The sequence below is a fragment of the Micromonospora sp. NPDC048947 genome, assembly GCF_040649495.1.
Classification (GTDB): Bacteria; Actinomycetota; Actinomycetes; order Mycobacteriales; family Micromonosporaceae; genus Micromonospora; species Micromonospora alfalfae.
In genome coordinates this window covers 90718-103739 of record NZ_JBEZFO010000018.1, presented here as the reverse complement: position 1 = coordinate 103739, position 13022 = coordinate 90718, and the positions used below count along the sequence as shown (strand labels likewise).

At 71.8% G+C, this 13022-nt stretch carries 12 protein-coding genes; 7 read left to right on the top strand and 5 right to left on the bottom strand.

Annotated features, from left to right (window positions below; all coding sequences use genetic code 11):
- Positions 1-46: 46 nt before the first annotated feature.
- From AB0B98_RS24450 to AB0B98_RS24440, 3 genes are all read left to right on the top strand, one after another.
- Entirely contained in the window at positions 47-1183 is a 1137-nt protein-coding gene (locus AB0B98_RS24450) for a glutamate--cysteine ligase (protein WP_357365549.1), read from the top strand.
- Between the two features lie 23 nt (positions 1184-1206).
- Positions 1207-2586 (top strand): FAD-dependent oxidoreductase, encoded by a 1380-nt coding sequence (locus AB0B98_RS24445; protein WP_357365547.1) that lies wholly within the window; start codon positions 1207-1209, stop codon positions 2584-2586.
- Between the two features lie 72 nt (positions 2587-2658).
- Positions 2659-3627 (top strand): LacI family DNA-binding transcriptional regulator, encoded by a 969-nt coding sequence (locus AB0B98_RS24440; RefSeq protein WP_357365637.1) that lies wholly within the window; start codon positions 2659-2661, stop codon positions 3625-3627.
- A gap of 165 nt (positions 3628-3792) precedes the next feature.
- Here the strand turns inward: AB0B98_RS24440 and AB0B98_RS24435 are convergent, their stop codons facing one another.
- The 4 genes from AB0B98_RS24435 to AB0B98_RS24420 form a co-directional block, all read right to left on the bottom strand.
- Positions 3793-4746, bottom strand: coding sequence for a carbohydrate kinase (locus AB0B98_RS24435; protein WP_357365545.1), 954 nt, complete (start codon positions 4744-4746; stop codon positions 3793-3795).
- A complete protein-coding gene (locus AB0B98_RS24430; protein ID WP_357365543.1) occupies positions 4743-6008 on the bottom strand; it encodes an AGE family epimerase/isomerase in 1266 nt (421 codons plus the stop codon). The genes AB0B98_RS24435 and AB0B98_RS24430 overlap by 4 nt, the downstream gene beginning before the upstream one ends.
- Before the next feature lie 235 nt (positions 6009-6243).
- The gene (locus AB0B98_RS24425) at positions 6244-6669 is read right to left on the bottom strand and encodes a nucleoside deaminase (RefSeq protein WP_357365541.1); all 426 of its coding nucleotides are present in this window, start codon (positions 6667-6669) and stop codon (positions 6244-6246) included.
- Complete coding sequence (locus AB0B98_RS24420) at positions 6666-7517, bottom strand: LLM class flavin-dependent oxidoreductase (protein WP_357365539.1); 852 nt, start codon at positions 7515-7517, stop codon at positions 6666-6668. The genes AB0B98_RS24425 and AB0B98_RS24420 overlap by 4 nt, the downstream gene beginning before the upstream one ends.
- A 94-nt stretch (positions 7518-7611) precedes the next feature.
- Here AB0B98_RS24420 and AB0B98_RS24415 point away from each other — a divergent pair, with 94 nt between their 5' ends.
- The gene (locus tag AB0B98_RS24415; protein ID WP_357365537.1) at positions 7612-8493 is read left to right on the top strand and encodes an aminoglycoside phosphotransferase family protein; all 882 of its coding nucleotides are present in this window, start codon (positions 7612-7614) and stop codon (positions 8491-8493) included.
- A 152-nt stretch (positions 8494-8645) separates the two neighbouring features.
- Here the strand turns inward: AB0B98_RS24415 and AB0B98_RS24410 are convergent, their stop codons facing one another.
- Positions 8646-9455, bottom strand: a complete 810-nt coding sequence (locus AB0B98_RS24410; protein ID WP_357365535.1) for a DNA-formamidopyrimidine glycosylase family protein — start codon at positions 9453-9455, stop codon at positions 8646-8648.
- Positions 9456-9716: 261 nt separating this feature from the next.
- Between AB0B98_RS24410 and AB0B98_RS24405 the strand changes: the two genes are divergently transcribed.
- The 3 genes from AB0B98_RS24405 (at position 9717) to rocD (ending at position 12977) form a co-directional block, all read left to right on the top strand.
- On the top strand, positions 9717-10604 hold the full coding sequence (locus tag AB0B98_RS24405; RefSeq protein ID WP_357365533.1) for a DMT family transporter: 888 nt from the start codon (positions 9717-9719) through the stop codon (positions 10602-10604).
- Between the two features lie 343 nt (positions 10605-10947).
- Positions 10948-11763: a dimethylargininase gene (ddaH, locus tag AB0B98_RS24400; protein WP_357365636.1), complete on the top strand. Its 816-nt coding sequence runs from the start codon at positions 10948-10950 to the stop codon at positions 11761-11763.
- Complete coding sequence (rocD, locus tag AB0B98_RS24395) at positions 11763-12977, top strand: ornithine--oxo-acid transaminase (protein ID WP_357365634.1); 1215 nt, start codon at positions 11763-11765, stop codon at positions 12975-12977. Before ddaH ends, rocD begins: the two co-directional genes overlap by 1 nt.
- Positions 12978-13022 lie beyond the last annotated feature (45 nt).

The following is a 13022-nucleotide window of genomic DNA, read 5'->3' as shown; positions in this document are numbered from 1 at the left end:
CCAACGCGGACGGACCGCGAACGGTAGGAACGGACGGGTGATGTCGATGACCGGTCAGGTGGCAGAGGCGCCCAGCGACATGGCTGCGGCGACCGGGTTGCTCACCGTGGGTGTCGAGGAGGAGTTCCTGCTCGTCGACCCGCACACCGGGGCCGCGGTTCCGGCCGTGGACCTGGTCATGGAGCAGGTGCCGGCCGAACTTCGCGGGCAGGTGGAGCGGGAGTTCCAGACCAGTCAGATCGAGATCGGCAGCCCGCCCGGCCTGGAGCTCTCCTCGATCCGGCACTCCCTCGGCGTCCTGCGTCGGGCGCTCTCCGACGCCGCCGAGCGGGCCGGCGTACGCCTGCTCGCCATCGGCACCGGCCCGGTGGACGGCCCGGTACCGCCGGTGGTGGACAAGCCCCGCTTCGACCGGATGATCGAGCGGTTCCGGCTGCTCGTCCCCGGCCCCGGCAACAACGGCATGCACGTACACGTCGGGGTGCCCGACCCGGACACCGGCGTGCAGGTGCTCAACCACGTACGGCCGTGGCTGCCGATGCTGCACGCGGTGACCACCAACTCGCCGTTCTCCCGGGGCGAGGACACCGGCTACGCCAGTTGGCGCTCGGTGGAATGGGAGCGCTGGCCGTCGGTGGCGCCGACGCCGTTCCTGGAGTCGCACGAGCACTACCAGCGGCTGATCCGCCAGTTGATCTCCAGCGGCGTGATGCTCGACGAGGGGATGCTCTACTGGTACGCACGCCTGTCGGCGAAGTACCCGACGGTGGAGCTGCGGATCGGCGACGTCTGCCCGTCGGTGGACGACGCGGTGCTGGTCGCCGCGCTGGTCCGGGCACTCGTGGCCACCGCCATGGCGGACGTCGAGGCCGGCCGGCCCGCGTTGCAGACCGACCACCACCTGCTGGTCGGCGCGCACTGGCGGGCCGCCCACGACGGGTTGGAAGGCGAAGCCGTCGACGTCACAAACGGTGAGCTGCGCCCGACCTGGGAGCTGTTGGACCGGTTCGTCGAGCGGATGCGGCCGGCGCTGGAGCAGCACGGCGACTGGGCCGAGGTGACCGACCTGCTGGGTGGGTTGCGCCGGGAGGGCAGCGGCGCGGCGCGGCAACGCGCGGTGTTCGAGCGCACCGGACGACTCACCGACGTGGTGCAGGACGTCGCACGGCAGACCCGCGGCTGATCACGGCGTGACAGGATGAACCCGTGGCCCAACGGCTGATCGTCATCGGCGGGGACGCCGCCGGAATGTCGGCGGCGTCCCAGGCCCGACGCCGCCGTGACAGTGGCGACCTGGAGATCGTGGTCTTCGAACGGGGCAACTTCACCTCCTACTCGGCGTGCGGCATCCCGTACTGGATCAGTGGCCTGGTGCCCGGCCCCGAGGCGTTGATCGCCCGCGACCCGGAGACGTTCCGCACGGAGTACGCGATGGACGTCCGGATACGTCACGAGGTCACGGCCATCGACCTGGAACGCCGCGAGGTCGTGGCCCGGGACCTGACGGGCGGCGGCGAGGTCCGCGAACGCTTCGACGACCTGGTGTACGCCACCGGCGCGGTGCCGGTGAAGCCGCAGTGGGCGGTCACCGACGCGGACGGCGTGTTCGGCATGCAGACCCTCGACGACGGTGCGGCGCTACGGCACTGGCTGGACGCCGAGCCGCAGCCGCGCCGGGCCGTGGTGGTCGGCGGCGGGTACATCGGCGTCGAGATCGCCGAGGCGCTGATCCAACGCGGCCTCTCGGTGACCCTGGTGGAGGCGGGCGAGCAGCCCATGGCAACCGTCGACGCGGAGATGGCCGAGCTGGTCACCGACGCCATGCGCGGCCTCGGCGTCACCATCCGCACCAGCCTGCCGGTGACTGGCCTGGAACAGCGGGACGGCCGGGTGTCCGCAGTGGTCACCGCAGAGGGGCCGATCCCGACCGACGTCGTGGTCCTGGGCCTCGGCGTACGCCCCAACACGGCGCTCGCCAAGGCCGCCGGGCTGCCCCGCGGACCGACCGGCGCGATCCGCGTGGACCGCCGGATGCGGGTGCCCGGGCACCCCGGCGTTTGGGCGGCCGGTGACTGCGTGGAGACCCTGCACCGGGTCAGCGGGTTGCCTGTGCACGTGCCGCTCGGCACGCACGCGAACAAGCAGGGCCGGGTCGCCGGGATCAACATCGGCGGCGGGTACGCCACCTTCACCGGCGTGATCGGCACGGCTGTCACGAAGGTCTGCGACCTGGAGGTGGGCCGGACCGGCCTGCGCGAACGGGAGGCTACCGCCGCCGGCTTCGAATTCGTCTCGGTGATCGCCGAGTCGACCAACCGGGCCGGCTACTACCCGGGCGCCCGGCCGATGACTGTCAAGCTGATCGCCGAGCGCCCCAGCGGTCGGTTGCTCGGCGCGCAGATCGTCGGCTGGTCCGAGGCGGCCAAACGGATCGACACGCTGGCCGTGGCGCTGTGGAACGGCATGACGGTGGACGATATGACACAGCTGGACCTGGGCTACGCTCCGCCGTACGCGCCGGTCTGGGATCCGGTGCTCATCGCCGCCCGAAAAGCGGTCGACGCGCTCGCCGCCCTCGACCGCTGACAGGCGCCCGCCGTGGAGGACCACCCCGTGACCCAGACCCCGACCCGGCCGACAGTGCGTCGGCGTCCCACGATGGTCGACGTGGCCCGGCGGGCCGACGTCAGCCTGAAGACGGTCTCCCGGGTCGTCAACGACGAGCCGGTGGGGCAGGAGTTGGTCGGCCGGGTGCTGGCCGCGATCGCCGAGCTGGGCTTCCGGCGCAACGACATCGCTCGTAACCTGCGCTCCCGGCAGCTCAACGCCACCGTCGGGCTGCTGATCGAGGAGATCGCCAACCCGTTCTACGCGACGATCGCCAGCGTCGCCGCCGAGATCGCCGCCGCCCACGGCACCATGCTGATCACCGCCTCGTCGGAGGAGGACCCGGAGCGGGAACGCGCCCTGCTCCAGGACTTCACCCAACGTCGGGTCGACGGCCTGCTGGTGGTGCCGGCGGGCCTCGACCACTCGTTCCTGCGTCGCGAGGTCGAGCTGGGCATGCCAGTGGTGTTCCTCGACCGGCCGCCGCAGGGGCTGCAAGCCGACGCCGTGCTGTTGGACAACCGAGGTGGCAGCCACGCCGGGGTGAGCGCACTGCTCGCGGAGGGACACCGACGGGTGGGGCTGCTGCTCGGCGCGCCGAGCGTACCCACGATGCGGGAGCGGCTGGCCGGGGCACGAGCGGCGCTGGACGCCGCCGGGGTCGCGCCGGACGAGTCGCTGATCCGCGAGCGCCTCATCGCTCCCGAGGAGGCCGGTCGGGCTGTCGCCGCGCTGCTCGACCTGCCGGAGCCGCCCACCGCGTTCTTCTGCGCCAACAACCGGCTCACCGTCGGCGCCCTCCAGGAGCTGCACCGGCGGGGCAGTGACGCCGCGCTGGTCGGTTTCGACGACTTCGAGCTGGCCCACCTGATGCCCCGACCGCTGACCGTCGTCGCCTACGACACGAGGGAGTTGGCAAGGGTCGCCACCGAGCGCCTGTTCCAACGAGTAGCCGGAGACGACACTCCCCCGTCCACGACGGTCCTCCCCACCAAACTGCTACCCCGAGGCCTGTCCTAACCCACCCCTCGCGCCCCCGCGCCCCCGCCCCCTTCGCCCCGCGATCTTGCACTTTCGGTTGTCTATTTGCGGCAGATGGCACATTTTGTCGGGACATAAAGTGCAAGATCGCGGGGTCAGGGCGGGGCGAGGGCGCAGGGCTGGGCGGGGTGGGGTGGGGTGGGGTTAGGTTGCGGGATTTAGGAGGGCTTCGACTTCTGCGCGGGTGGGTGGGTTGGCGCCTCGGCGGGCGCAGGTCAACGCGGCCACAGTGGCGGCCTGGCGGAGCACCGCACCCCACTGCGGACCGGTCACCGCGGCGAGCCGGTCGGCCGGCCGGTGACCGAGCGCGTCGAGGTCGGCCAGCGCGGCCAGCAGGCCACCGGTGAACGAGTCGCCGGCGCCGACGGTGTCGACCACTGTGGTGCGGACCGCCGGCTCCTCGTGCAGTGAGCCGTCGGGCGCGAGCAGCCAGGCGCCGTCCCCGCCCCGGGTCACCACGGCGCAGGACACGCCGGCCGTACGCCATTCGGTCATCACGTCGGCCACCGAGCGGTCCGGGTAGAGCCAGGCCAGGTCCTCGTCGCTGGCCTTGACCAGGTGTGCGAGGTGAATCTGGCGGCGTACCCGATCCTGCTCCGCCGCCCGATCGGTGACGATGCTGGGGCGCAGGTTGAGGTCGATGGAGATGGTGAGCCCGTCGCGTTGGCGTTCCCGGGCGAGCAGGCCCTCCAGCGCGTCGGCACCGGGTGCCAGCGCGAGTGCGAGGGACCCGGTGTGCAGCGCGATCGCCGGTGACCCGGCCAGCTCGGGCAGCTCCTGCGGCGTCCACTGCCAGTCGGCGGCACCGGCCAGCCGGAACTCGTAGCTGGCCTGCCCGGTGGCGTTCAGGGTGGCCACGGCCACCGACGTGGGCTCCTCGGCGCTTACCGCCCACTCCAGGTCCACCCGGTTGGCGCTCAGATGCTCGACGAGTTGTCGACCGTACGCGTCGCCGCCGAGTCGGGCCAGCAGCCGTACCGGCTGGTCGAGCCGGGCCAGGGTGACAGCGACGTTCGCCGGGGAGCCGCCGGGCACGGCCCGCTGCCCCTCGGCGGTGACGACAAGGTCGATCAGCGCCTCACCCGCGACGACGATCACGCGGTCACCTCCCCCGGTGCGAGCGGGCCGGGGCCGCCGAGCCCGTCGGCCGCGCGGGACAGCAGTACCGCCTGGTAGGCGTGGTAGACGTCGGGTCGGCCGTGCCAGACCGTGTCGGCGGGCAGGTTCTGCGCGTCCAACTCGTGCCGCCAGCCGGTCTGGTCGATGAGGCTGCGTCGGGCGTACGCCCAGAAGACCCGGTACCAGTCGAGGTAGACGGTGTCGCCGGTGCGGCGGTGCAGGGTGATCGCCGCACCGATGGCCTCGGCGAGAACCCAGTGCATCCGGGAGCGCACCACGGGCCGATCGTCCCAGTCGATGGTGTAGACGAAGCCGTCCGCGCCGTCGACCGCCCAGCCGCGACGTACAGCCGCAGCGAACAGGGCACGGGCGTCGGTGAGCAGCCAGCGGGGTGGCTGCGGCAGCACCGCCTCCAACTCCAACAGCAGCCGGGCCCACTCCAGCCAGTGCCCGATCGTGGAGCCGTAGGGCCGGAACGGGTCGGCGGGCTGGTCCCGGTTGTAGTCGGGCAGCGGCGTCCAGTCGGTGGTGAAGTGCTCGGGCAGCCGCCAGTCGTGTCGGGCCGCCTCACCGTGCACCAGGTGGGTGGCGATCCGCAGGGCCCGGTCGGCCCAGCTCGCGTCGCCGGTGGCGGCGGCAGCGGCGAGGTACGCCTCGACCATGTGCATGCTGCTGTTGGCGCCCCGGTAGTCCTCGGTGACCGTCCAGTCCCGGTTCCACGATTCGCGGACCGCGCCGGCGTCGTCGTCCCAGAACCGGTCCCGGACGACGGTCAGCGCGTCGGCGAGCAGCCGGTCCGCGCCGGGCCGTCCGGCGCGCGCGGCGCTGGAGGCGGCGAGCAGCACGAACGCGTGGTCGTAGCCGGCCTTGCGGTCGTTGACGGGCACTCCCTGCTGGTCCACCGCGCCGAACCAGCCGCCGTACCGGTCGTCGTGCAGCAGCGTGCTGAGCGCGGCGATCCCGTGGTCCACCAGGGCGGCGGCATCCGGGTCGCCGCCCTGGTGGGCGAGGGCGGCCACGTGGGTCATCCGGCAGGTGATCCAGGTGTGGATCGGTTCGCCGCGGTCCGGGGTGCGGTCGTCGCTGAGCCACCAGAAGCCGCCCTCAGACCGGACCGAGCGGCGGGCGGTGTCGAGCAGCGTCCGGGTCTGGGCGACGAGGAACTCGTCCAGATCGGGCAGGTCTGGTGACCTCGCCGGAGCAGGGGTCGTTGCGGCGTCGGATCGGGGCACGTCGGTCATTTCAGCTGGTCACCGTCGGGTAGGAAAGGGACATACTGCCAGGATCGGCGACGGACCGGGTCCGCGCCGCAAAACCGCCAACGGTACGCCACGAATCGACTGGTCATGGTCGGTCCGCAGCGGGAGGCTTTTCCTCCCATTTGCCCGTTGACATCGTTGTCACCTTTCAACCCTGCTCCGGCAGCCGGCCGACTGTCAATTCCGGCTGCGTCACACCGCCCCGGGGAAGCTCCGGTCAGTAGTAGTCGTCGATCGGCCGGCGTGCCTCGTCGAACAGCGCCGGCCCCTCGTAGCGGACCGGGGGCAGCGGCGGCGTGGCCGGCTTGACCTCCTCGAACTGCTCGGCGGACAGCGCGTACACCACCCGCCCGAGGCCGGACCGGTCGATAGCGGTCGCGCACATCGGGCAGGGCTGACAACTGGTGAACATGGTGGTGCCGGCGGCCACCTCGGGGGAGAGTTCCCGAGCCGCCCAGCGGGCCAGCTTCAACTCAGGATGGGCGCTGATGTCCGCGTCGGAGACCACTGTGTTGTGGTCCTCGATCAGGACGACGCCGGCCGCGTCGACCAGCAACGAGCCGAACGGCCGTTCGCCGGAAGCCCCCGCCCGCCTGGCGATTTCCACGGCGTGGCGGAGAAACTTCTCGTCGTCGGGGGTCATCGGTCCTCCTGGGTTGCGTGATGTGCGGCCACTGCCGCAAGGGTCCGCCAGGCGCGTTCGGGCTGGCGGATCTCGGTCAGGTCGCCGTTGAACGGGTCCAGTACCACCGTCTCCGCGCCGAGCGCACGAAGCTTGTCCAGGTCGGCGACGATCTGATCGATGGTGCCGACACCAGCGAGCCGGTCCGGGTCGGAGATCGGTTCTCGGGTCTCCTGAAGCGCGATCCGCGGCACCAACGCGGGCACCGGGCGACCCAGCTCGTCGGCGATGTCAGTCAGTCGTCCGACCGCCTCGGTCAGCCGTACCGGCGTGACCCGCAGCGGGTGCCAGGCATCGCCGAGCAGTACCGCGCGCCGCATGCCGGCCTCGCTGTTGCCACCGACCCAGATCGGGATCGCCGCCCCGTCGTAGTCGTCGGTGTCCTGCCAGGCCGCCCGCATGGTGTGCAGGTACTCGTCGGTCAGCGCGCCGCGCTGCCGGAACGGCACGCCGAGCGCCTCGAACTCCTGCCGGGCCCAGCCGACACCGACACCGAGGACGAGCCGGCCGCCGCTGAGCCGGTTGAGGTTCGCCGCCATCCGGGCGGTGAGCAGCGGGTGCCGGTACGGGACGATGAGCACAGTGGTGCCCAACCGAACCCGGCTGGTCACCCCGGCCAGCCAGGACAACGTGGTGAACGGCTCGTAGAACGGCGCCGGATACTGCTCGGCCACGTCCGGGGTCACCACGATGTGATCGGAGACCATCAACAGGTCGAAGCCGAGCCCCTCCACCGTCTGCGCCCACCGACGCAGCACGTCGGGGTCGGTGCCCGGGGCGAAGTTCGGTACGTTCACGCCAATCTGCACCCGCCCACGCTAGCCACTGTGGACCGGTGTGTGAACGCCGTGGCCCTACTGAATCACCTGGCAGCCGGATCGCGGTACGACTGAGGAGGGCCGGATGGATCTGCCCGACGGACTCGACTGGGTACGCGGATCACCCGCCGGTCGCGCCTGGTTGGCCGCACTCCCGACGTGGCTGACGGAATGCGCCGAGCGCTGGTCGCTGCGGGTCGGCCCACCCTTCCGGCAGGCGTACGCGTCACTGGCGCTTCCCGCCCGGCTGCCCGACGGCACCGCGGCTGTGCTGAAGCTCCAGTACCCCGACGAGGAGAGCCGGTACGAGGCCGACGCGTTGGCCCACTGGGACGGTGCAGGGGCGGTCCGTCTGCTCGCCCACGACCCCGGGCGGCGTGCCCTGCTGCTCGAACGCTGCCAGCCCGGAACTCCCCTGCACGACCTTCCGCCGGACCGAGCGCTGGACGTGGTGATCGGACTGCTCCCCCGGCTCTGGCTACCGGCCAGCGCGCCGTTCACCCCGCTGGCGCAGGAGGCCGCCGGTTGGATCGACCGGATGCCCCGGGCCTGGGAACGGGCCGGCCGGCCGTACGAGCGGCGGCTGCTCGACGCGGCGCTCGACCTGATCTCCGGCCTGGCGTCGAGCCAGGGCGTGCAGGTGCTGGTCAACCAGGACCTGCACGCCGGCAACGTGCTCGCCGCCGACGCGCTCCCCGGTGACCGAGGGCCGTGGCTGGCGATCGACCCGAAGCCGCTGACCGGGGAACGGGAGTTCTCGGTCGTACCGATGGTGCGCGGCCCTGAGTTGGGCCACTCACCGGCCGCCGTCCGGCATCGACTGCACCGGCTCAGCACCGAACTGGGGCTCGACCGGGAACGGGTCCGAGGTTGGACGATCGGGCACACGCTGTCCTGGAGCGTCGCCGACGACCTCGTCGTCCCCGAGAAGATCGAGGTGGTCCGCTGGCTGCTCGACGGCGGCTGAGCTCCGGCTCGGCGATCACTGGCTGGTGGTGCCCGTCCCAGTCCCGCGATCTTGCACTTTCTGTCCCGACCTACTGCGCATATCCACCCATCTCGACAACAGAAACTGCAAGATCGGCGCGGGGTGGGGGCGGGGTGCGGGGCTGGTGCGGGTTAGCTGGTCTGGCAGGTACGGCACCAGTACAGGTTGCGGCCGGCCAGTTCGCCGCGGCTGACCTCGGTGCCGCAGACGTGGCAGGGTGCTCCCGGGCGGCGGTAGACGTACACCTCGCCGCCGTGCCGGTCCACCCGCGCCGGCCGGCCCATCGCCTCCGGCAGGTGCGCGTCGCGGACCGTGTCGATCCGGCCGTGCTCGACCGCGAGTTGCATCAAGCCGACCAGGTCGGCCCAGAGCGCGGCCCAGCCGGTCCTCGTCAACTGTCTGCCCGGCATCGTCGGCGGCAGTCCCGCCCGGAACAGCGCCTCGGTCACGAAAATCAGACCGGTGCCGGCCACCACCGACTGGTCCAGCAGCAGCGCGGCGAGGGCGGTGGGGCTGCGGGCGATCCGGGCGTACGCCCGCTCCGGGTCGGCGTCGGCGCGCAACGGGTCCGGCCCGAGGCGGTCCCGCAGCGCGCCCACCTCGGGTGGGGTGAGCAGCTCACAGGCGGTGGGCCCGCGCAGGTCGAGCCAGTGCCGGTCGCTCGCCAGCCGCAACCGCACCTGACCGATCGGCTCCGGCGGCTCCCCCGGCCCGTCGGTGAACTTGCCGTACAACCCGAGGTGTACGTGCAACGTCAGCTCGTCGGCGTAGTGGTGCAGCAGGTGCTTCCCGTACGCCTCGGTGCCCTCCAGCACGGTCCCGGAGAGCCGGGCGGCACCCTCGGCGAAGCGGCCCTGCGGGCTGGCGGCGTGCAGCTTGTCCCCGGCGAACAGCTCGGCGTGCCGGGCCGCCAGGCGATGGATCGTGTGTCCCTCTGGCACAGGTGCCAAGGATAGTCAGCCCCGCCCGACCGGGCCGCACGCTGACCGCCCCGCAGGCCCGGTCCGGCGCTCCCCCGCGGTGATCGACTCGGGTTTAAGGAAGTCGAGTCGATCACCGCGGGGACGAGGACGGCCAAGGCCGGTCTCGGCGGCCGTACCCAGGATTGGTGTCAGGAAACGCCCAGGTGGGTATTTGGGGGCCGACACCGCGTGGGTGCCACCCTTTCCGTCGGCCACCACGCATTCAACAGGAGGTGTGTAGTGGTCAGGATTCCTTCGCTGTCCCGCCGGTCCGAGCCGGCACCGACGCGGGACGAGAACCTCGACGGCCGCGTGGACGGCCGCGACACCCCGGTCACCGAGACCGGCCAGTCCGACGACAGCGCCGGCCGGCCGGTGGTCACCGACCGGGACGCCAACCAGACGGCGTACGGCAGCGCCGGCGCGACCGGTGGTCAGACCAGCGAGGCCGAGCGGCGGGCCAACGAGCGGGCGGCGGTGGCCCGAGCCGCCACCGCGCGACCGGTGGAGACCGAGTCCCGGGGCAGCGCCCGCCCGGTCGCGCCCGAGCCCGTGAACGGCACTACCCGCCCTGTCGCACCCGAGCCGGTGAACGGCACGACCAGCCCGGTCGCACCCGAGCCCCGCACCGACCACAAGGTGGGGACCGAGTCCCGGGCCACCGTCGCCCCGACCACGGCGCACACCGCCGAAGTCGACAGCCCCACCCGCCGGCCCGACAGCACCGACCGGGTCACCACCGACCGCCCGGTCGACCCGACCACCGGCGTCAGCACGCCCGAGCCGCCGGTGACGCGTGCCCCGAAGCCGCGGGCCAGCCTGCTCGCCACCCTCGGCCTGATCGTCTCGGTCGTCGGCGCGATGTTCGTGCTGACCGGGACCCTGGCCGGGTACGGCATCGGGCTCGGCGCGTTCGGTGCGGTGCTCGCGGTGCTCGGCCTGATGGCCACCCGTCGCCGGCACGTCGCCGGCAAGACCGACGCGCTCTTCGGCGTGCTGATCGGGCTGGCCGCGGTCGTGATCGGGGTGCTCGCGATGACCGGTCAGTTCGACTGGCCGACCACCGACGGCGACTGGGTGCAGCGCCTCCGCGAGTGGCTTGACTCACAGTTTGTGGATCGTTTCTAGCGGGCACTGTTCCGCTCGCCGGTGATGCACCGGCGAACAGCCGGCGGTTCGCCGGCAGCCCGATCAGTCCGGTGGTTCACCGGCCGGGCGACACCCTTTCAGGGGCGGCGGTTCGCCGCCCCTGAAGTGTTTTCAGGGCCAGGCCGGAAACACGAACCCCGCCCCAGGTGGGCTCCAACGCAACGATTCACAGTTCGAGAGTGCCCAGACGCAACGAATCTTCGGTCTGCGCAATTCTCAGTGGTGGATCCTGCCGCTGACGCCGCATACCGTTGAGCAACGGCGCCAGCCCGTGGGCCACGGTGGCCGGGCGCGCCCGACCCCTGGGAGCAGGACAATGACGATGGACGCCACCAGCCAGCGCCTGTTGATGTGCCGGCCGACGTACTTCGCCGTCGATTACGCGATCAACCCCTGGATGGACCCGAGCGCGCCGGTCGACGCCGCGCTGGCCATCCGGCAGTGGGAGCAGTTGCGCCAGACGTACCTTGACCTGGGCCACACCGTCGAGGAGATCACTCCGGTGTCCGGCCTGCCCGACATGGTCTTCGCCGCCAACGGCGGCACCGTGATCGACGGCAAGGCGATGGCGGTGCAGTTCCGGGACCCGCAGCGCGCCGACGAGGCGCCGGCGTACCGGGCCTGGTTCGAGGCCGCCGGCTTCGAGATGTACGACCCGAAGCACGTCAACGAGGGCGAGGGCGACGTCCTGCTGGCCGGTGACCACCTGCTGGCCGGCACCGGCTTCCGCACGGCACACGCCGCGCACGCCCAGTTGCAGGAGGTCTTCGGCTACCCGGTGATCACCATGCAACTCGTCGACCCGCGTTTCTACCACCTGGACACCGCGCTGACGGTGCTCGACGAGCGGACCGTGGCGTACCTGCCGGAGGCGTTCTCGGCGGGCAGCCAGGCCGTTCTGCGCCGGCTCTTCCCCGACGCTGTGCACGCCACGATGGCCGACGCCGAGGTGCTGGGGCTGAACGCGGTCAGCGACGGGCGGCACGTGGTGCTGCCCGCGCAGGCCACCGACCTGGCCGCCAAGCTGCGCGACCGGGGCTACGAAACCATCGGGGTCGACCTGTCCGAGCTACGTAAGGCCGGCGGCGGACCGAAGTGCTGCACGCTGCGACTCCGTCAGGGAAAGGCAAGCAAGTGATAGTGGATGACAAGCTGCGTACGCCGGGAGCGGTCCGGGACGCCGAGCGCTGGACAGCGCACAACTACCACCCGCTGCCGGTGGTGATCTCGTCCGCCGAGGGCGCCTGGCTCACCGATGTGGACGGCCGCCGCTACCTGGACTGCCTGGCCGGCTACTCCGCGCTGAACTTCGGTCACCGGCACCCCCAGTTGATCGCCGCAGCGCACGCCCAACTGGACCGGCTGACGCTGACCAGCCGCGCGTTCATCCACGACCAGTTCGCCGACTTCTGCCGGGAGCTGGCCGAGCTGTGCGGCAAGGACCTCGTGCTGCCGATGAACACCGGCGCCGAGGCGGTGGAGACCGGGATCAAGGTGGCTCGCAAGTGGGGCTACCAGGTCAAGGGCGTGGCCGCCGGGCAGGCCAACATCGTGGTCGCCGAGGGCAACTTCCACGGGCGGACCACCACCATCGTGAGCTTCTCCACCGACGAGGACGCCCGCGCCGACTTCGGGCCGTACACTCCCGGGTTCACTGTCGTGCCGTACGGCGACCTGGAGGCGCTGACCGCCGCGATCGACGAGAACACAGTGGCAGTGCTGCTGGAGCCGATCCAGGGTGAGCAGGGTGTGGTGGTGCCGCCGGAGGGTTACCTGCCGGGCGTACGCCAGGTCTGCACCGAGCGCGACGTGCTGTTCATCGCCGACGAGATCCAGTCGGGTCTGGGGCGTACCGGCGCGACCTTCGCCTGTGACCACGAGGGCGTCGTGCCCGACATGTACCTGCTCGGCAAGGCGCTCGGCGGCGGCATCGTGCCGGTCTCCGCGGTGGCCGCGAACGCCGACGTGCTCGGTGTGCTCAAGCCCGGCCAGCACGGCTCCACCTTCGGCGGCAACCCGCTCGCCTGCGCGGTGGCGATCGAGGTGGTCCGGCTGCTGGCCACCGGCGAGTTCCAGCGCCGCTCGGCCGAGCTGGGTGAGCGGCTGCGGGCCGGCCTGGAAGGGCTGCTCGGCAAGGGTCTCGTCGGGGTACGCGTCCGTGGCCTGTGGGCCGGTCTGGACATCGACCCGGCGCTGATGAGCGGTCGGGAGGCGTGCGAGCGCCTGATGGAGCGCGGCGTGCTGGCCAAGGACACCCACGGCTCCACCATCCGGCTCGCCCCACCGCTGGTGATCACCGAGGAGGAGATCGACCTGGCGGTCACCGCGCTGGCCGAGGTGCTGGCCGGCTGATCAGGAACGTGGTGAAAGGCGGGCGTCCGGGTTCCCGGCGCCCGC